Source organism: Sphaerotilus sulfidivorans, from assembly GCF_013426975.1.
Taxonomy (GTDB): Bacteria; Pseudomonadota; Gammaproteobacteria; order Burkholderiales; family Burkholderiaceae_C; genus Sphaerotilus; species Sphaerotilus sulfidivorans.
The window spans coordinates 1-20212 of sequence record NZ_JACCPY010000035.1; the positions used below are offsets into that span (position 1 = coordinate 1).

General features: G+C 69.6%; 14 protein-coding genes. 7 read left to right on the forward strand and 7 right to left on the reverse strand.

The features are described from left to right. The first annotated feature begins 74 nt into the window (after positions 1-74). The gene (locus HZU84_RS16555; protein ID WP_219340976.1) at positions 75-407 is read left to right on the forward strand and encodes a WD40 repeat domain-containing protein; all 333 of its coding nucleotides are present in this window, start codon (positions 75-77) and stop codon (positions 405-407) included. A 288-nt stretch (positions 408-695) separates the two neighbouring features. On the opposite strand, the gene HZU84_RS16560 is transcribed toward HZU84_RS16555, so the two are convergent. From HZU84_RS16560 to aceE, 4 genes are all read right to left on the reverse strand, one after another. Then, positions 696-1361 carry a ComEA family DNA-binding protein gene (locus HZU84_RS16560; RefSeq protein WP_180693012.1) on the reverse strand — a complete coding sequence of 222 codons (666 nt, stop codon included), beginning with the start codon at positions 1359-1361 and terminating at the stop codon, positions 696-698. A gap of 346 nt (positions 1362-1707) precedes the next feature. Then, the gene (gene lpdA / locus HZU84_RS16565; protein WP_180693013.1) at positions 1708-3531 is read right to left on the reverse strand and encodes a dihydrolipoyl dehydrogenase; all 1824 of its coding nucleotides are present in this window, start codon (positions 3529-3531) and stop codon (positions 1708-1710) included. A 16-nt stretch (positions 3532-3547) separates the two neighbouring features. Next, a complete protein-coding gene (aceF, locus tag HZU84_RS16570; RefSeq protein ID WP_149504069.1) occupies positions 3548-5233 on the reverse strand; it encodes a dihydrolipoyllysine-residue acetyltransferase in 1686 nt (561 codons plus the stop codon). Between the two features lie 27 nt (positions 5234-5260). Then, positions 5261-7951 (reverse strand): pyruvate dehydrogenase (acetyl-transferring), homodimeric type, encoded by a 2691-nt coding sequence (gene aceE / locus HZU84_RS16575; protein WP_149504070.1) that lies wholly within the window; start codon positions 7949-7951, stop codon positions 5261-5263. Positions 7952-8133: 182 nt separating this feature from the next. On the opposite strand from aceE, the gene HZU84_RS16580 reads away from it, so the two are divergent. The 6 genes from HZU84_RS16580 (at position 8134) to HZU84_RS16605 (ending at position 15881) form a co-directional block, all read left to right on the forward strand. Beyond that, positions 8134-10692 carry a PAS domain S-box protein gene (locus HZU84_RS16580; protein ID WP_149504071.1) on the forward strand — a complete coding sequence of 853 codons (2559 nt, stop codon included), beginning with the start codon at positions 8134-8136 and terminating at the stop codon, positions 10690-10692. A 4-nt stretch (positions 10693-10696) separates the two neighbouring features. Beyond that, a complete protein-coding gene (locus tag HZU84_RS16585; RefSeq protein ID WP_037478421.1) occupies positions 10697-11326 on the forward strand; it encodes a response regulator transcription factor in 630 nt (209 codons plus the stop codon). Positions 11327-11426: 100 nt separating this feature from the next. Further along, positions 11427-12290 (forward strand): bifunctional methylenetetrahydrofolate dehydrogenase/methenyltetrahydrofolate cyclohydrolase FolD, encoded by an 864-nt coding sequence (gene folD, locus HZU84_RS16590; protein ID WP_149504072.1) that lies wholly within the window; start codon positions 11427-11429, stop codon positions 12288-12290. Between the two features lie 115 nt (positions 12291-12405). Continuing rightward, positions 12406-13155 (forward strand): PhnD/SsuA/transferrin family substrate-binding protein, encoded by a 750-nt coding sequence (locus HZU84_RS16595; RefSeq protein WP_149504073.1) that lies wholly within the window; start codon positions 12406-12408, stop codon positions 13153-13155. 138 nt (positions 13156-13293) lie between these two features. Beyond that, positions 13294-15333, forward strand: coding sequence for a M3 family metallopeptidase (locus HZU84_RS16600; RefSeq protein WP_244954286.1), 2040 nt, complete (start codon positions 13294-13296; stop codon positions 15331-15333). Further along, positions 15330-15881: a lipocalin family protein gene (locus tag HZU84_RS16605; protein ID WP_149504074.1), complete on the forward strand. Its 552-nt coding sequence runs from the start codon at positions 15330-15332 to the stop codon at positions 15879-15881. Before HZU84_RS16600 ends, HZU84_RS16605 begins: the two co-directional genes overlap by 4 nt. 37 nt (positions 15882-15918) lie before the next feature. Here the strand turns inward: HZU84_RS16605 and HZU84_RS16610 are convergent, their stop codons facing one another. The 3 genes from HZU84_RS16610 to HZU84_RS16620 all read right to left on the reverse strand — a co-directional run bounded on the left by HZU84_RS16610 (position 15919) and on the right by HZU84_RS16620 (position 20203). Then, entirely contained in the window at positions 15919-17097 is a 1179-nt protein-coding gene (locus tag HZU84_RS16610) for a glycosyltransferase (protein WP_180693014.1), read from the reverse strand. 122 nt (positions 17098-17219) lie between these two features. Further along, on the reverse strand, positions 17220-18797 hold the full coding sequence (locus HZU84_RS16615; protein ID WP_149504076.1) for a M16 family metallopeptidase: 1578 nt from the start codon (positions 18795-18797) through the stop codon (positions 17220-17222). Then, on the reverse strand, positions 18797-20203 hold the full coding sequence (locus HZU84_RS16620) for a M16 family metallopeptidase (RefSeq protein ID WP_149504077.1): 1407 nt from the start codon (positions 20201-20203) through the stop codon (positions 18797-18799). The genes HZU84_RS16615 and HZU84_RS16620 overlap by 1 nt, the downstream gene beginning before the upstream one ends. Positions 20204-20212 lie beyond the last annotated feature (9 nt).

A 20212-nucleotide genomic window follows, 5' to 3' on the forward strand; every position in this document is an offset into this window, starting at 1 on the left:
CACCGCCTCCTGCTTGAATTCCAATGTGTAGCGCGCCCTCGGCGCAGCCTTCGGCTTCGTCATTTCCGCTCTCCTTGCTGACATTGCATCACTCAGCATGGGAGACGGTTTCTGGGGGCAAGGTCAGCCTGCGCCTGTGGGATGCCCCTTCCGGCAACCCCATCAGCGAGCCCCTCAAGGGACATTCGGGCCCCGTCTTCAGCGTCGCGTTCAGCCCCGACGGCTCGCGCATCGTCTCCGGCAGTGCGGACAACACCTTGCGCCTGTGGCCCGTCCTAGACTCCTGGGCCACCCACCTCTGCGCCAAACTCCCCCGCAACATGACCCGCCAAGAATGGCGCGAATGGATCTCCCCGGACATCGACTACGTCGTGCAGTGTCCGGGCTTGCCGGTGCCGGCGGATTGAACCAGCCCTGAAGCACCGGGAAGCGACGGCATGACGGGTTGATCGACGAGAACGTCCCCTCTGGCTCGGTGGGTCAGACAGACGCAGCGCCTCCAGCCGCGCCGCGTCCGGCTCCAGCCCCAGATGACCGGCCGCCGCCAGCAACTGATCCACACCGGTACGCGCCGCACCCATCCATCCCCGTGGTCACCAACATCGGGCCTTTCTTCGCGGGCGTTGGTGGCCCTTCGTGGGCACCAGCCTTTGCGGGTGTAACGGGGGAAAGGCGCTCAACGCCTGTCGCTCAGCTCACAGCCGCACCAGCGTGCGGATCTTCTCCAGCAGCTTCGGGCCCATGCCCTTGACCGCCAGCAGATCCGCTGTCGAGGCGAACGGGCGCGCCGCGACGATGGCCTCGGCCAGCTTCTTCGACACGCCCTTGATCGCGGCGATCTCGGCACGGCTGGCCTCGTTGAGCGAGAGGCGCCGGTCGACCGGCGGCTCCGCGGCGGCGAAGTTCACCGTGATCACGTTGTCCGCCTGCGCCTGCACGGCGGCCGCGGCCTTGCGCTCGACCACATAGGGCTGCGCGAACTGCACCTGGTCGCGCGTCACGAAGCCCTGGCCTTCCCACTCCCGCAGCATCAGCGTCAGGGTCCAGGTGCCGGCGCCCGGCGCGGTGAACGGCAGATCATATTGATTGTTCACCAGCAGGTGCTGGCCCTGCACGCGGCCGATCTGCACGCCCGCCAGCGCCACCCCGTCGAAATCGCCGCCGAAATAGGGTCGATCCAGCGCCCACAATTCCAGCGACAGGCTGCCGCTGAGATTGTCGGCATGGCGATGATTGGAAATCTCGGAGGTGCTGATAATCACGCGATCGCCATGGATCGAATATCCATTGATACCCGACAGGGTCAGCGACGAACTGTTTTGCGGAGCGATATTCAGCAGAGCGGTGGAAGGCATGTTCATGGTCGGTGTTGCGGCACCCGGGCCGCTGGACACGAGCGGCGCCGCGCTGTGCGCCCGCTCGAAGGCGGGCGGATTGTGACACCAGTGTTCGCCCGGCTGTGTGAAAGCGGCATGAACAGCACCGGCCCACCCACCCTCGGACATCGCGGTGGCGGCCCCATCGGCATTTGCATGGCCTGAAAATGCACGGATCAGGTGCAGAGCAGGATAAATGCACCAACTTGGTCCATCGAATCATTAACACCCTGTCGCAAAAAAACCCGACCGGCTGACGCTGATCGGGCTTTTCTTCGCAGGCGTTGATGTGCTGCGTGGGTACCCGCTTTCGCGGGTATGACGGATGGGGTTACTTCTTGCTCGGCGGCAGGTCCGTGCAGGAGCCGTGCGCGACTTCCGCCGCCATGCCGATCGATTCGCCCAGCGTCGGATGCGGGTGGATCGTCTTGCCGATGTCCACCGCGTCCGCGCCCATCTCGATGGCCAGCGCGATCTCGCCGATCATGTCGCCGGCATGGGTGCCGACGATGCCGCCGCCGAGGATCTTGCCGTGGCCGTGGGCCTCGGGAGAATCGTCGAACAGCAGCTTGGTGAAGCCTTCGTCGCGGCCGTTGGCGATGGCGCGGCCCGAAGCCGTCCACGGGAACAGGCCCTTCTTGACCTTGATCCCCTGCGCCTTGGCCTGGTCCTCGGTCAGGCCGACCCACGCCACTTCCGGATCGGTGTAGGCCACCGACGGGATGACGCGGGCGTTGAAGGCCGACTTCGCCAGCTTGTCGTCGCCCAGCAGCGTGCCGGCGATGACTTCCGCCGCGACGTGCGCCTCATGCACCGCCTTGTGCGCCAGCATCGGCTGGCCGACGATGTCGCCGATGGCGAAGATGTGCGGCACGTTGGTGCGCATCTGGATGTCGACGTTGATGAAGCCGCGATCCGTCACCGCCACGCCGGCCTTGTCAGCGGCGATCTTCTTGCCATTCGGCGTGCGGCCCACGGCTTGCAGCACCAGGTCGTAGACGCCTTCCGACTTCGTGCCGTCCAGCCCCTCGAACTGCACCTTGATGCCTTCGGGGGTGGCTTCGGCGCCGACCGTCTTCGTCTTCAGCATGATGTTGTCGAAGCGCTTGGCGTTCATCTTCTGCCAGACCTTGACGAGGTCGCGGTCCGCGCCCTGCATCAGGCCGTCCATCATCTCCACCACGTCCAGGCGAGCGCCCAGCGTGCTGTAGACGGTGCCCATTTCCAGGCCGATGATGCCGCCGCCGACGATGAGCATCTTCTTCGGCACGGCCTTGAGCGCGAGCGCCCCGGTCGAGTCGACGATGCGCTCGTCCTTCGGGAAGAACGGCAGGCGCACGGCTTGCGAGCCCGCCGCGATGATGGCGTGCTTGAACTTGACGACCTTGGCGCCGCCCGCGCGCTCCGTGCCCGCGCCCGTGGTCTCTTCGACCTGGACGTGGTACGGGTCGAGGAACTGGCCGACGCCGCGCACGGTGGTGACCTTGCGCATCTTGGCCATCGCGGCGAGGCCCCCGGTCAGCTTACCGATGACCTTGTCCTTGTGGCCGCGCAGCTTGTCGATGTTCAGGCTCGGTGCGCCGAACTCGACGCCCAGGTCGCCCAGGTGCGAGACCTCGTCCATCACCGCCGCGACGTGCAGCAGCGCCTTCGACGGGATGCAGCCGACGTTCAGGCAGACGCCGCCGAGCGTCGCGTAGCGCTCGACGATGACCGTCTTCAGGCCGAGATCGGCGGCGCGGAAGGCGGCCGAGTAGCCGCCGGGGCCCGCGCCCAGCACCAGCACGTCGCACTCGACGTCGACCGGGCCGCTGTAGCTGCCGGCCGGACCGGCCGGTGCGGCCACCAGAGCCGGTGCCGCGACCGGGGCGGCGGCCGCCGGTGCGGGCGCCGGCGCCGGAGCGGCCGCAGCCGCCTCGGCACTCTCCAGCACCAGGATCACGTTGCCCTGGTTCATCTTGTCGCCCAGCGCGACCTTCAGCTCCTTGACCACGCCGGCGTGGCTCGACGGAATCTCCATCGAGGCCTTGTCGGATTCGACCGTGATCAGGCTCTGTTCCATCTTCACCGTGTCGCCGGCCTTCACCAGCAGCTCGATGATCGCCACGTCCTTGAAGTCGCCGATGTCCGGGACCTTCACTTCGATCAGTGCCATGTCGTGTTCTCCCCGATCACAGCACGATGCGGCGGAAGTCCGCCAGCAGCGATGCGAAGTAGACGTTGAAGCGCGCGGCCGCGGCGCCGTCGATGACGCGGTGGTCCCACGACAGCGACAGCGGCAGCATCAGGCGCGGCACGAACTGCTTGCCGTCCCACTTCGGCTCGATCTGGCTCTTGCAGACGCCCATGATCGCGACTTCCGGCGCGTTGATGATCGGCGTGAAATACCGGCCACCGATGCCGCCCAGCGACGAGATCGTGAAGCAGGCGCCGCTCATGTCGGCCGGACCCAGCTTGCCGTCGCGGGCCTTCTTGGCCAGCTCGCCCATTTCCTGGCTGATCTGGAAGATGCCCTTCTTGTCGCAGTCCTTGATGACCGGGACCACCAGGCCGTTGGGCGTGTCCGCCGCGAAGCCGATGTGGAAGTAGTTCTTCAGCACCAGCTGCTCGCCGTCCAGCGACGAGTTGAACTCGGGGAACTTCTTCAGTGCCGCGACCGCCGCCTTGATCATGAAGGCCAGCATCGTGACCTTGACGCCGGACTTCTCGTTTTCCTTGTTCGTCTGAACGCGGAAGGCTTCCAGCTCGGTGATGTCCGCGTCGTCATGGTTGGTGACGTGCGGGATGACCACCCAGTTGCGGTGCAGGTTGGCGCCCGAGATCTTCTTGATGCGCGACAGGTCCTTGCGCTCGACCGGGCCGAACTTGGCGAAGTCGACCTTCGGCCACGGCAGCAGACCGGGGAAGGCACCGCCGGCGGCAGCCGCCGCGGCCGGAGCCGGAGCGGCGGCCTTCTGCGCCGCGGTCTGCACCGCGCCGGCCATCACGCCCTTGACGAAGCCCTGGATGTCGGCCTCGGTGATGCGGCCCTTCGGACCGGTTCCCTTGACCTCGGCCAGCGGCACGCCCAGTTCGCGGGCGAACTTGCGCATCGACGGCGACGCGTGCGGCAGGTTCAGCGCCGGAGCGGTCGGGTCATGCGCCGGCACGGCTGCCGCCGGAGCGGCGGCCACCGGAGCCGCAGCGGCCGGAGCCGGTGCAGCAGCGGGTGCCGCCACCGGAGCGGCAGCCGGTGCAGCCGCGGCAGGCGCCGGAGCGGCCACGGCACCGGCCGCACCTTCCAGCACCGCCACCAGCGAGCCCTTGCTGACCTTGTCGCCCAGCTTGACCTTCAGCTCCTTGATCACGCCGGCATGGCTGGACGGGATCTCCATCGAGGCCTTGTCGGACTCGACGGTGATCAGGCTCTGCTCGGCCTTCACGGTGTCGCCGACCTTGACCAGCAGCTCGATGACCGCGACCGCGTCGAAGTCGCCGATGTCGGGCACGAACACCTCGACCGGGCCGGCGTTGGCAGCGGCAACGACCGGGGCCGCGGCCACCGGGGCCGGGGCCGGTGCAGCCACCGGCGCCGGGGCCGGCGCGGCAGCGGCCGGAGCCGGCGCGGCGGCGGCCGCACCGGCCACCTCCAGCATCAGCACCAGCGAGCCTTCGGCCACCTTGTCGCCCAGCGCGACCTTCATTTCCTTGATCACGCCGGCGTGCGAGCTGGGAATCTCCATCGAGGCCTTGTCGGACTCGACGGTGATCAGGCTCTGCTCGGCCTTGATGGTGTCACCCGCCTTGACGAGGACCTCGATGATCGTCACTTCCTTGAAGTCCCCGATGTCGGGAACCTTCACTTCGATCAGTGCCATGGTGTCTGTCTCCGTGTTCCGTGCCGATCAGGCGTACAGCGGGTTGATCTTGTCGGCCTTGATGCCGTAGCGGGCAATCGCCTCGGCCACCTTGGCCAGCGGCAGCGTGCCCTCGTCGGCCAGCGCACGCAGCGCGGCGACGACGATGTAGTGACGGTTGACCTCGAAGTGCTCGCGCAGCTTGGAGCGGAAGTCCGAGCGGCCGAAGCCGTCGGTGCCCAGCACCTTGTAGCTGCGGCCCTTCGGGACGAAGGGGCGGATCTGCTCGGCGTAGCTCTTCATGTAGTCGGTCGAGGCGACCACCGGGCCGGCGTGGCCCTCGAGCTGCTGGGCGACGAACGGCACGCGGGCGGCTTCCAGCGGATGCAGCAGGTTCCAGCGCTCGCAGTCCTGGCCGTCGCGGGCCAGCTCGTTGAAGCTCGGGCAGCTCCAGATGTTGGCCGAGACGCCCCAGTCCTTCTCCAGCAGCGCCTTGGCGGCGATCGACTCGCGCAGGATCGTGCCCGAGCCCAGCAGGTTGACGCGCGGCACGCCCGCGCCGCCTTCCTGCAGCAGGTACATGCCCTTGAGGATCTGCTCTTCGGTGCCCTGGCTCAGGCCCGGCATCGCGTAGTTCTCGTTGAGCAGCGTCAGGTAGAAGAACACGTTCTCCTGGTTCTCGACCATGCGCTTGAGGCCGTGGTGCAGGATCACGCCCACTTCATGCGCGAAGGTCGGGTCGTAGCTGACGCAGTTCGGGATGGTGCCGGCCAGGATGTGGCTGTGGCCGTCCTCGTGCTGCAGGCCCTCGCCGTTCAGCGTGGTCCGGCCGGACGTGCCGCCCAGCAGGAAACCGCGCGCCTGCATGTCGCCCGCCGCCCAGGCCAGGTCGCCGATGCGCTGGAAGCCGAACATCGAGTAGTAGACGTAGAACGGGATCATGATCCGGTTCGACGTGCTGTAGGAGGTGGCGGCCGCGATCCAGCTCGACATGCCGCCGGCCTCGTTGATGCCTTCCTGCAGGATCTGGCCGGCCTTGTCCTCGCGGTAGTACATGACCTGGTCCTTGTCGACCGGCGTGTACTGCTGACCCAGCGGGTTGTAGATGCCGACCTGGCGGAACAGGCCTTCCATGCCGAAGGTGCGGGCCTCGTCGACCAGGATGGGCACGACGCGCGGACCGACGTCCTTGTCGCGCAGCAGCTGGGTCAGGAAGCGCACATAGGCCTGGGTGGTCGAGATCTCGCGGCCTTCCGCAGTGGGCTCGAGCACCGCCTTGAAGGTCTCCAGCGGCGGGATGACGAACTGCTCGTCGGCCTTGGTGCGGCGGTGCGGCAGGTAGCCGCCCAGCGCCTTGCGGCGCTCGTGCAGGTAGCGCATTTCCGGCGTGTCGTCGGCCGGCTTGTAGAACGGGATCTTCGGCAGCTCGCTGTCGGGCACCGGGATGTTGAAGCGGTCGCGGAAGGCACGGATGTCGTCGTCCGTCAGCTTCTTGGTCTGGTGGACGGTGTTCTTGCCTTCGCCGACCTTGCCCATGCCGAAGCCCTTGACGGTCTTGATCAGCAGCAGCGTCGGCTGGCCCTTGTGCTTGACCGCGCGGTCATAGGCCGCGTAGACCTTCTGCGGGTCATGGCCGCCGCGCTTCAGGGCCCAGATCTCGTCGTCGCTCATGTGGGCGACCATCTCGAGCGTGCGCGGGTCCTTGCCGAAGAAGTGCTTGCGCACATAGGCGCCGTCGTTGGCCTTGAAGGACTGGTAGTCGCCGTCGACCGTGTCCATCATCAGCTTGCGCAGCGCGCCGTCCTTGTCCTTGGCCAGCAGCTTGTCCCACTCGCTGCCCCACAGCAGCTTGATGACGTTCCAGCCGGCGCCGCGGAACTCGCCCTCGAGCTCCTGGACGATCTTGCCGTTGCCGCGCACCGGGCCGTCCAGGCGCTGCAGGTTGCAGTTGATGACGAAGATCAGGTTGTCCAGGCCTTCGCGCGCGGCCAGGCCGATCGCGCCCAGCGATTCCGGCTCGTCCATCTCGCCGTCGCCGCAGAACACCCAGACCTTGCGGTTGCTGGTGTCGGCGATGCCGCGGGCATGCAGGTACTTCAGGAAGCGCGCCTGGTAGATCGCCATCAGCGGGCCGAGACCCATCGAGACGGTCGGGAACTGCCAGAAGCCGGGCATCAGCTTCGGGTGCGGGTAGCTCGAGAGGCCCTTGCCTTCGACTTCCTGGCGGAAGTGCAGCAGCTGCTCTTCGGTCAGGCGGCCTTCCAGGTAGGCACGTGCATAGACGCCGGGCGACACATGGCCCTGGAAGTAGATGCAGTCGCCGCCGTGGTTCTCGCTCTCGGCATGCCAGAAGTGGTTGAAGCCGGCGCCGAACATGTGCGCCAGCGAGGCGAAGGAGCCGATGTGGCCGCCCAGGTCGCCGCCGTCTTCCGGGTTGTGGCGGTTGGCCTTGACGACCATCGCCATCGCGTTCCAGCGCATGTAGGCGCGCAGGCGCTCCTCGATCTCGATGTTGCCCGGGCAGTGGGCTTCCTGGTCGGCCGGAATGGTGTTGACGTAGGCGGTGTTGGCCGAGAACGGCATGTCCAGACCGCTCTGGCGCGCATGGCCGAGCAGCTCGTCGAGGAGCTGGTGGGCGCGTTCGCCGCCTTCGGCCTGGATGACCGCGCTCAGCGCGTCCAGCCACTCGCGGGTTTCCTGGGTATCCGGATCCTGGGGATTCTGGGGCAGTGCAGACATGGTGTCTCCTCGTGCTGCATCGTCGGAAAAGACCCGTTGCGGCCGCGCTCGCTGGCGTCGGGCTCCGGGCAGGCGCACCCCTCCTCGGGGCATGGGCACGAAGTCTCGCACATCAGGCTCAATATTTCAAATGGTGCTTTACAAATTCACATTATGAAATTCACTGAAACCATAATGTCACCATGAGCTCCCGCCCTCCCGAATCCGCCCCGCCCGTGGCCCCGACCGCACGCCCGGGCCTGCGCCTGCTGCGCCGGCTGGCGGCTCGCTGGCGCCGCCTGTCGCCCTCGCGCCAGGACCGGCTCGCCACGCTGGCGCCGCTGCTGTCGGTGATGCTGTTCCTGGCGGCGATCATCACGGCCTTCTGGTACCTGCGGAACGAGGAGATCGAGCGCGAGCTGGAGTCGGTCAAGCGCGATGCCGAGCTGGTGCAGCAGCAGATCCGCCTGCGCCTGATCGAGAACCAGGAGCAGCTGGTGCGCATGGCACGCGAGGTGGTGACCCGTGCGGTCGACCGCGACGAGCTGCTGGCCCAGGCCGAGCGCATCGAGCGCGAGCGGCCGGAGATCGTCAGCCTGACCTGGCTGGGCGTGCAGCGCCAGGTGATCGCGCGCCATGTCTCGCCGGATCTGGTGGCGGCGATGCCGCGCCTGGGCATGCCCGGCGGCGACCCCGGCGATCCGGTCTCGGCCGATCTGCGCCAGCGCGTCACCCTGGAAACCTTCCGCGACAGCCGCGAGCTGCGGCTGCCGGTCTACTCGCCGCCCTTCCGCCATGCCAACCGGCTGCTGGTCTTCCAGGTGCAGGTGCCGCTGATCGACCACGGCAACTTCGCCGGCACGCTGGTGGCCGAATACTCGGTCGAGGCGCTGCTGCGCCACTTCGTGCCGCCGGAGGTCTCGCAGCGCCATGTGATCTCGATGCTGGACGGCGACGATCAGGTCATGGCCAGCACCGCCGGCGCCGCCGCGCTCGAACGCGGCCGGCACAAGGACACCCTGCTCACCTGGAGCGTGCCGTTCGCGCCGGTCCACCACGGGGTGACGCTGCGCGGCGAGGGCTTTCGCACCTCGGCCGGCCTGATCGGCAACACGCTGTTCTGGATGGTGCTGGCGCTGTCGGCATTGACACTGTGGATGCTGCTGGGCACCTGGCGCCACATGCGCCGGCGACTGCAGATCCAGGGCGCGCTGGTGCAGGAGACCAACTTCCGCCGCGCGATGGAGAACTCGATGCTGACCGGCATGCGCGCGATGGACCTCGACGGGCGCATCACCTATGTCAACCCGGCCTTCTGCGCGATGACCGGCTTCTCCGAAGCCGACCTGATCGGCCGCATGCCGCCCTACCCCCACTGGCCGCCCGAGCGCATGGAGGAGAACCACCGCCTGCTGCAGCAGGAGCTGGCCGGCCGCAGCCCGGCCGGCGGCATCGAGGTCAAGGTGCAGCGCCGGGACGGCACCCGCTTCGACGCGCGCATGTATGTCTCGCCGCTGATCGACTCGCGTGGCCAGCAGACCGGCTGGATGACCTCGATGACCAACATCACCGAGGCCAAGCGCATCCGCGACCAGCTCACCGCCTCGCACGAGCGCTTCACCACCGTGCTGGAAGGACTGGACGCGGCGGTGTCGGTGATGTCGGCGCAGACCGGCGAGCTGCTGTTCGCCAACCGCACCTACCGGCTGTGGTTCGGCGGCGAGGCGCGCTGGCATGCACAGCTGGCCGGACGCCCGGCCAGCGGGGGCGACGAGCAGGGCGACGCGGTCGACGCGATGGCCGGCGTGCCCACCGCCGAACTCGACGAGGCCGGCGCCGAGGCCCGCGAGGTCCATGTCGAGGCGATGCAGAAATGGTTTGACGTGCGCGCGCGCTATCTGCAGTGGACCGACGGCCGCCTGGCGCAGATGCTGATCGCCACCGACGTGACCGCGCGCCGGCAGATGGAGGAGGAGACCGCCCGCCAGATCGAGCGCGCCCAGGAGACCAGCCGGCTGGTGACGATGGGCGAGATGGCGTCCTCGGTCGCGCACGAGCTCAACCAGCCGCTGGCGGCGATCACCAACTACTGCAACGGCATGCTCTCGCGGCTGCGCGCCGGCAACCTGCGCGAGGAGGATCTGGCGATGGCGCTGGAGAAGACCTCGAAGCAGGCGCAGCGCGCCGGCCAGATCATCCACCGCATCCGCCAGTTTGTGAAGCGCAGCGAGCCGCAGCGCCAGCCCGCGCGCGCCGCCGAGATCGTCGAGGACGCGCTGGAGCTGGCCACCATCGAGCTCAAGCGGCGCAACGTCGCGATCCAGAGCTATGTCGCGCAGCGCCTGCCGGTGCTGCAGGTCGACCCGATCCTGATCGGGCAGGTGCTGCTGAACCTGCTGAAGAACGCCGCCGAGGCGATCGACAACGCGCAGATGCCGCCGAAGCGGCGCACCATCGAACTGCGCGTCGTGCCGCGCCACACCGCCGAGCTCGGTGGCGTGATCGAGTTCAGCGTCACCGACGCCGGCCCCGGCATCCGCGAGGAAGTCATCGGCCGCCTCTACGAGGCCTTCTTCTCGACCAAGTCCGACGGCATGGGCATCGGGCTGTCGCTGTGCCGCTCGATCATCGAGTCGCACCAGGGCCGGATGAAAGCCGAGAACCTCTACAATGGGGACAGCATCTGCGGATGCCGTTTCTCCTTCATGTTGCCCGTCGCCGCTGCGGGTGACAGCACGTCAAAGACACCTGAGGTCCACTGAAGACATGAGCCTGATCCCGAAGAAAGGTACGGTGTACGTCGTCGACGACGACGAGGCGGTTCGCGATTCGCTGCAGTGGCTGCTCGAAGGCAAGGACTACCGGGTCAAGTGCTTCGACTCGGCCGAGGCCTTCCTGTCGCGCTTCGATCCGCGCGAGGTCGCCTGCCTGGTCGCCGACATCCGCATGGACGGCATGAGCGGCCTGGAGCTGCAGGACCGCCTGCTCGAGCGCAAGAGCCCGCTGCCGATCGTCTTCATCACCGGCCACGGCGATGTGCCGATGGCGGTCACCACGATGAAGAAGGGCGCCGAGGACTTCATCGAGAAGCCCTTCAAGGAAGACGAGCTGGTCGCGCTGGTCGAGCGCATGCTCGAGCGTGCCCGCGCCGCCTTCTCGACCCACCAGGAACAGGCCAGCCGCGAAGCGCTGCTGTCGCGCCTGACCACCCGCGAGGCCCAGGTGCTCGAGCGCATCGTCGCCGGCCGCCTGAACAAGCAGATCGCCGACGATCTGGGCATCAGCATCAAGACGGTGGAGGCGCACCGCGCCAATATCATGGAAAAGCTCAACGCCAACACCGTCGCCGATCTGCTGAAGATCGCGCTGGGCGCCGGTCAAGCCGCCAAGGCCTGAGCCCGCCCTCCCCGCTCCCGAGGCCGCTGAAGCGTCAGCGGCCTTTTTCATTGTCCTCGTCCCCCAGCTTCCTCAGCTCTTTTCCCTCCAGGAGATCCCCGTGACCGCCCAGCTCATCGACGGCAACGCCCTGTCCAAGCAACTCCGCGCCGAGGTGGCGCAACGCGCCGCAGCCCTGACCGCACGCGGCCTCAAGCCCGGTCTGGCCGTCGTCCTGGTCGGCGACAACCCGGCCAGCGCGGTCTATGTGCGCAACAAGGTCAAGGCCTGCGAGGACGTCGGCTTCCACTCGGTGCTGGAGAAGTACGAGGCCACGCTGTCGGAGGCCGAGCTGCTGGCGCGCATCGACGCGCTGAACAACGACCCGGCGATCCACGGCATCCTGGTGCAGCTGCCGCTGCCCAAGCACATCGACGACCACAAGGTGATCGAGGCGATCTCGCCGCTGAAGGATGTCGACGGCTTCCACGTCGCCTCGGCCGGCGCGCTGATGGTCGGCGAGGTCGGCTTCAAGGCCTGCACGCCCTACGGCTGCATGAAGATGCTCGAAAGCATCGGCATGGCCGACCTGCGCGGCAAGCACGCCGTCGTCATCGGCCGCTCCAACATCGTCGGCAAGCCGATGGCGATGATGCTGCTGGCGGCCAACGCGACCGTCACCATCACCCACAGCGGCACCGCCGACCTGGCCGCAATGACCCGTCAGGCCGACGTGATCGTCGCCGCAGTGGGCAAGCGCAATGTGCTGACCGCGGACATGGTCAAGCCGGGTGCGGTCGTCATCGACGTCGGCATGAACCGCAACGACGAGGGCAAGCTCTGCGGCGACGTCGACTTCGACGGCTGCAAGGAGATCGCCGGCTTCATCACCCCGGTGCCGGGCGGCGTCGGCCCGATGACGATCACGATGCTGCTGGTCAACACGATGGAGGCGGCCGAGCGCGTCGCGGCGGCCGCCGCCTGACCCATCTGTGCACTGAAGCCGTGCACAACGCACGAATCCTGTTAGGACGCAGCCGCGACACGGGCGGGGGCACACCGGTACTATTTGGCACCGATTCATTCCCTCCCCCGTCTCGATGAGCAGCCCATCCCCCCGCTATCGGCTCTCCGTCTGTCCTCACGACACGGCGAAGAACATTGCCGCCTGGTTCCTGATCAACACCTATCTGCAGAAGCGCCTCGGCCTGTCGATGCGCTTCGAGCCGAGCGACAACTTCCATGCCGAGCGCGAGCAGGTGCTGGCCGGCGGCTATCAGCTGGTCTACGCCAACCCGTTCAGTGCGCTGCAGTATGTGCAGCAGCGCGGATTCACGCCCGTCGCACGCCCGGTCGGCGTGTTCGATGAAACCCTGCTCGTGACACGCGAAGGCATGACGCTGGAGCCCGGGCGGGCGCTGAAGGTGGCCACCGCCACCGACAAGCTGATCGTGCACTTTCTCGGCCTGACGCTGCTCGACGGGCTGGGCATCCGGATGGGCGACTGCGAGTTCGTCAGCGTCGGCACGCATCAGAAGGCGGCGCAGGCGGTGCTCGACGGCCGCTGCGATGCGGGCTTCGTCTTCAACGAGACCTGGCAGGGGCTGAGCGGCTCGACGCGCGCCGGACTGGCCGTCGCCGCGCAGACACGCAGCCGGCAGGCCTCGCACTGCTTCTGCGTCGGACCGGAGCTGGCGGAGCGCGCCGACGAGATCCGCGACCTGCTCTGCGCGATGTGCACCGACCCGGCAGGGCAGCGTGTCCTGGAGGACCTGCGCTTCACCGGCTTCGAGCCGATGCCGGCCGACGCCGTCGCGACCCTGCAGGCGCTGGTGCAGCAGTCGGCCTGACATCCTGTCACGGCAGGGCACCCTTGCGGATGCCCTGCCCGTCCCCACCTGAAGCCCCGGTCGGTTACGCTGGCCGGGGCTTCGTGCCGTCCGGCGCGTCGCCTGTCCGTCCCCATTCGCCTTCCAGCCCTGCTGCCCATGCCGATGACCGACACCGCCGCCAATCCGCTGCTGACCTCCTCCCCGCTGCCGCTGTTCGACGCCATCCGCCCGGAGCATGTGAGCCCGGCGCTCGATGTGCTGCTGGCCGACGCGAACGCCGCGCTCGAGACCGCGGTCGCCGCCGACACCCCGGCCGACTACGACACGCTGTCGCGCACGCTGACCGTCGCCACCGAGCGCCTGGGCTGCGCCTGGGGCGCCGTCGGCCACCTCAAGGGCGTGGCCGACACGCCGGAGCTGCGCGCCGCCTTCAACGAGAACCTGCCGCGCATCACCGAGTTCTACACCCGCCAGGGCGCCGACGAGCGGCTCTATGCCAAGTACAAGGCCATCGCCGCCAGCCCGGCCGCGGCCACGCTGAGCGCGCCGCGCCAGCAGGCGCTGTCGCACTGGCTGCGCGACTTCGTGCTGTCCGGCGCCGAGCTGCAGGGCGAGGACAAGGTGCGCTTCGCGCAGATCCAGGAGCGGCTGGCCGAGCTGAGCCAGGCCTTCTCCGAGCATGTGCTCGACGCCACCGACAGCTTCTCCTACCTGGCCACGACCGACGAGCTGGCTGGCGTGCCCGAGGACGTCCAGGCCGCCACCCGCGCCGCGGCCGAGGCCGCCGGCCAGGACGGCCACAGGCTCACGCTGCACATGCCGGTCTACCTGCCGGTGATGCAGTACGCCGAGAACCGGCCCTTGCGCGAGCGTCTCTACACCGCCTATGTCACCCGCGCCTGCGAGGCCGGGCCGCCCGAGCGCGACAACACCCCGGTGATGGCCGAGATCCTTCGCCTGAAGCAGGAGGAGGCCGCGCTGCTGGGCTACCCGAGCTACGCCGACGTCTCGCTGGTGGCCAAGATGGCCGAGAGCCCGAAGCAGGTCACCGACTTCCTGCGCGACCTCGCCGCCCGCGCCCGCCCCTACGCCGAGAAGGACCTGGCCGAGCTGCGCGAGTTCGCCGCCAAGGAGCTGGGCCTGAGCGCGCTGCAGTCCTGGGACGTGTCCTTCGCCAGCGAGAAGCTCAAGGAGGCGCGCTACGCCTTCAGCGACCAGGAGGTGAAGCAGTACTTCACCGAGCCGAAGGTGCTGGCCGGCCTCTTCCGCATCATCGAGACGCTGTTCGAGGTGGCGATCCGCCCGGACAGCGCGCCGGTCTGGCACGAGTCGGTGCGCTTCTACCGCATCGAGCGCGGCGGCGAGCTGATCGGCCAGTTCTACCTCGACCCCTACGCGCGCCCGGGCAAGCGCCCCGGCGCCTGGATGGACGATGTGAAGGGCCGCTGGCTGCGCCCGGACACCGGCGCGCTGCAGACGCCGGTGGCGCATCTGGTGTGCAACTTCTCGGCGCCGGTGGGCGGTCGACCCGCGCTGCTGACGCATGACGAGGTGCAGACCCTGTTCCACGAGTTCGGCCACGGCCTGCACCACATGCTGACGCAGGTGTCCGACCTGGGCGTTTCGGGCATCTCCGGCGTCGAGTGGGACGCGGTCGAGCTGCCGAGCCAGTTCATGGAGAACTTCTGCTGGGAATGGGAGGTGCTCAAGCACATGACCGCCCATGTCGACTCGGGCGAGCCGCTGCCGCGCGCGCTGTTCGACAAGATGATCGCCGCGAAGAACTTCCAGAGCGGCCTGATGACGCTGCGGCAGGTGGAGTTCGCGCTGCTCGACATGCGCCTGCACGCCGAGCCGGGCAGCGACGCACGCATCCAGCAGATCGTCGACGAGGTGCGCGACGAGGTGGCGGCGATGAAGCCGCCGGCCTTCAACCGCTTCCAGCACACCTTCTCGCACATCTTCGCCGGCGGCTATGCGGCGGGCTACTACAGCTACAAGTGGGCCGAGCTGCTCAGCGCCGACGCCTGGAGCGCCTTCGAGGAGGAAGGCGTGCTCAACCCCGAGACCGGCCGGCGCTACCGCCGCGAGATCCTGGAGGCGGGCGGCGCGCGCGACGCGATCGACAACTTCAAGGCCTTCCGCGGCCGCGAGCCGAAGATCGACGCGCTGCTGCGTCATCAGGGCATGGCATGAAGGCGGCCCGTCTAACGATGGCGCTGGCGGCGGGCGCGGCGCTGCTGGCGCTGGCCGGCTGCGCCTCGGGCCCGGGCACGCCGGCCGCACCGCTGCCGACCGTGGCCTCGGTCGACCTGGCGCGCTATGCCGGCGCCTGGTACGAGGTCGTCTCGCTGCCGAACCGCTTCCAGAAGCAGTGCGTCGCCGACACCCAGGCGCGCTATCGCCCGGTCGGCGACGACATCGAGGTGCGCAACCGCTGCCGCACTGCCGACGGCACGGTCGAGGACATCACCGGCATCGCCAAGGTGGTGCCGGGCAGCGGCAATGCCAAGCTGCGGGTGAGCTTCTTCCGGCCCTTCTACGGCGACTACTGGATCCTGGCCTTCGGGCCGGACCAGCGCTGGGTGCTGGTGGGCGAGCCGAAGCGCCAGTTCGGCTGGGTGCTGTCGCGCACGCCGCAGTTGCCGCCCTCCGAGCTCGACGCCGCGCTGGCGCGCGCCGAGGCGCTGGGCTACGACCGCCGCGCCTTCAAGACCACGCCGCAGACGCAGCCGCTGGACTGAGCGAGCACGCGAGCGACCGGCCTCGCGGCCGACCGGCTCAGGCCGCGCGCCGGCCGGTGCGGCCGGCGACCACCTGCTCGCAGACCTTCAGCGTCTCGACCGCCACATCGTCCCAGGTGCGGCTCATCGCCGCGGCGATGCCGGCGTGGTCCCAGTCGCGGTCAAGTGCGTCGCGCAGCGCCTTCGTCAGCGCGCCGGCATCACGCGGCGGGATCAGGATGCCGTTGCGCTCGTGCAGGATCTCGCGGGTGCCGCCGACATCGGTGGCCACCACCGGGCGGCCGCAGGCCACGCCCTCGACGACCACGTTCGGATAGCCCTCCGACCAGCTCGGCAGCGTCAGCACGTCGGCGGCGTTGATCCATTCGGCGACCTGCTCCGGTGCCTGGCCACCGGGCAGATGCACCCGCTCGGTCAGGCCGGTCGAGCGCACCAGCTCCATCAGCTCGGTCTTCATCACGCCGTCGCCCACCAGCGCCAGCGTGACCTTCGGATCGTCCTTGGCCAGCGTCTGGAAGGCGGTGATCAGCTCGCGCATGCCCTTGGCCTCGACGAAGCGGCCGACGTACACGATCATCTTCTCGTCCGGCTTCACGCCCCACTTCGCGCGCAGCGCGGCCTGGTCGAGCGGCTTGAACACCGCGGTGTTGAAGCCGTTGATGATGGTGTGGACCCGGTCGGCGGGCGCGCCGAACTCGCGGATCGCGTACTGGCGCATCGCCTCGCTCACCGTCAGCAGCGCGTCGACGCCGTCGATGGTGCGCCGCGTCATCTTCTCGTTGACGCCCGAGCGCACATGGATGTCCGAGCCCAGCGCGCCCACCACGCAGGGCACGCCCAGCGCACGCGCGGTGCGCAGCGCGGCGAAGCCGTCCGGATAGACCCAGTAGGCCAGCACCAGATCGGGCTTGAAGCGGCGCACCCGCGGCGTGAGCGACCAGCTGGCGATGTGGCCGTTCCAGCCGCGGCTGATCACCGGCAGCCCCATGTAGTCGAAGGTCTCGACATCGCAGCCGTCGAGCTGGTAGTCGGGGCCGACCGAGCCGTAGATGAAACTGCGCGGGCGCAGGCCCGGCACCTTCGGGTACTGCATCGTCTGCAGGAAGGTCTTGACGGTGGCCAGCCGACCGAGCGAGCGGGCGGTCTCGTGGATGTAGCGGCCCCGCGTCTGGTCGTGCGGGACGGGCAGCATGGGCGTGACGAGGGCGATGCGCATCGGAGAACAGCGATAAGGTGAAAAAAGAAGGCGACCGGAGCGGCCGCCCGGGATTGTCGGTGCAAACCCGCGCCCGCCGGTGAGCATCCGATGAGGCCAGGCCCGACCAGGCCGGCACTGTCTCAGCGGCGCAGCACCGGACTGTCCAGCACCAGGTCGGCGGCGGCCAGCCGCAGCGCCTTCGGGTCGAGCCCGGCCAGCGCCGGGCCGGCCGCCTCCAGCGGGCCGACCACCAGGGTGCGCAGCGCTGCGGCCGGCCAGTGGCGCTGCACGAAGCGCTGCACATCCGCGCCCTCGACCCCGGCGATGCCTGCGGCAAAGCCGTGCAGCTCGCCCAGGCCGATGCCCTGGGCCCAGAGTTCGCCCAGCCGCGCGTTCAGGCCCTCGTCGGTATCGAGCCGGCGTGCCAGCGAGCCGATCAGCGCGGCGCGCCGGGCCGCCAGCTCCTCGGGCGTCGGCGGCTCGCGCCCGGGCGAGAGCACCCGCTCGCGCATCAGCTGCACGACCTCGGCGGCATGGCGCGGCGCGGTGCGCGCCTGGGCGATGAACAGGCCGCCGGCGCGCTGCTGCTCGATGCGTGCGTCGGCGCCGTAGGACAGGCCGCGGCGGATGCGCACCGCCTGGTTGAGCCGCGCCGAGTAGCCGCCGCCGACCACGGTGGCCGCCATCTGGCCGGCGCGCCGGTCCGGCGCGTCGAGCGCGACATGCGGCGCGCAGACCAGCACCGCGGTCTGCGCAGCACGCGGCAGATCGATCAGCAGCGTGGCCGGCAGCAGCGGCTGCGGCGGCGCGCTGGGCATCTCGTGCGGCATCGGCGCGTCGGCGATGCGCCAGCCGGCGAACATCGGCCGCAGCAGCGCACGTGCCTCGGCCAGGTCGATGTCGCCGGTCAGCACCACCGCGACCCGGTCGGGGCGGAACCAGCGCCGGTGCATCGTCAGCAGATCGTCGCGGCGCACCGCCGAGAGGCTCTCGGGCGTGGGCACCGCGCCGTGCAGGCTGCGGCCCCAGACGGTGCGCCGCGCCACCAGCGCCGCCAGCAGCGCCGGATCCTGCAGCCGCAGGCCCAGACCATCGAGCGCCTGGGCCCGCACCTGCTGCAGCTCGGCCGGCGGCAGCAGCGGCCGGCGCAGCAGGTCGACCAGCAGCGCCAGCGCCTGCGGCAGCAGCGGCGTCATCACCGTCATCTCCAGCCAGATCTGGCTGTCCTGCACGCCGGTGCCGATCGATCCGCCCAGCGCTTCGGCCTGGCGCGCCAGCGTCGCGCCGTCGACCGGCCGGCCCTGGCGCATCGCGCCGCGCGCGAGCATCTGCGACAGCAGCAGCGCGCAGCCGCTGCGCCCGGGCGGATCGGCCGCGCTGCCGCAGCGCACCCGCAGCGCGACGCTGACCAGCGGCAGATCGCGCCGCCCGGCCACGATCAGCGTCGGGCCGACCTCGCCGAGCAGCTCCTGCTCGACCTCCGGCACATGCACCGGCACCGGCTCGCCCGGCGGCGGCAGCAGCGACGAGGCCGGCTCGGCCAGGCCCGGCGCCGGCAGGCTCTCGCGCCCGGCCTGCACCGTGGTCGCACAGCCCGCCAGTCCGGCCAGGCCCAGCGGCATCACCAGACCCTGGCCGCCCAGCCGCGCGCAGCGCGCCAGCCAGGCGCGGCGGTCGGCACGCGCGGGCCCGAGTCCGTCACCGTGATCGTTCGCCATCAGCGCCGCCCCCGCTGGATGTAGTGCAGCGTCACCCTGGGCTGCATCAGCAGCTGCTCGCGCAGCAGCCGGCGCACCTCGTCGGCCTGCACCGTGGCCAGGCGCTGCAGCTGCAGGTCCGCCGCCGCGGCATCGCCCGAGAGCATCTCGGCCCAGCCGGCGGCCAGCGCCCGGCCCTCGGCGGTCTGGCGGGCCGACAGCGCCTCGGTCAGCAGCCGGGTGCGGGCCTTGTCGATCTCGGCGGCCGGCAGCGGGCCGGTCGCCAGCCGGTGGATCTCGCGCGAGAGCGCCTCCTCCAGCCGCACCAGCCGCGGATCCAGGCGCGGCTCGGCGCCCTGGACCGACGGACCGGCGGCGATCGCCCAGGCATTGAGCATGCCGGCATCGGCCAGCAGATCGGCGCTGAAGCCGGCGCCCTGGGCCAGACGGTCGCGCTCGACCAGCGCCGCCACCAGCCGAGAGGAATCGCCATCGCCGAGCAGCGCCGCCACCAGGCGCCAGACCGGCGCATCCGGATGGCGCGCCGGCGGCCCCGACCACATCAGCGCCACCGCCGGCGCCGGCACCTGCGCGGCGGTCAGCACCAGGCGCTGGTCGATCTGGCGCGGCGGCTCGACCACCGTGACCCGCGGCACCGGCGTGCCGGGCGCACGCAGCGGCCCGAAATGGCGCTCCACCAGCGCCGGCAGCCGCTCGAGCTCGAAATCGCCGGCCACGATCAGCACCGCGTTGTCCGGCCGGTAGTAGCTGCGGTGAAAGCGCTGCACATCCTCGAGCGTGGCCGCGTCCAGGTCGTCGATGCGGCCGATGACCGGGCGCCGGTAGGGATGGACCTGCCAGAAGGCCGGCGCCATGCCGTGGAACAGCGGGCCGTAAGGGTCGTCGAGCACCCGCTGGCCGAACTCGGCCTGCACCACCGCACGTTCGCTGCGCAGGTTGTCGGCATCGACCTGCAGGCCGCCCATGCGCTCGGCCTCGGCCCACAGCAGCCGCTCCAGATGCGCCGAGGGCACCAGGTTCAGATAGGCGGTGGTGTCCTCGGCGGTGAAGGCATTGTTGTGGCCGCCGACATCCTCGGTGAGGCGGTCGAAGGCCTCGTCGGGCAGATGCCGGGTGCGCTTGAACATCATGTGCTCGAACAGATGCGCGAAGCCCGACCGGCCCGGCGGATCGTCCTTGCCCCCGACCCGGTACCAGAGCTGCACCGCCACCACGCCGGCGCCGGGGCGGCGCTCGTCAGGCAGAGCCAGCACCTGCAGCCCGTTGGCCAGCGTCCAGCGCCGCGGCTGCAGGCGCGGCAGCGCGGGCAGCGCCGGGGGCGGCGCGTCGCCGGCACGCGCCGGACCTCGCGGCAGCGCCAGCAGCGCCGGTCCGGCCAGCAGCGCCGCTGCCAGCCGCCGTCGCACGCGCCTGTG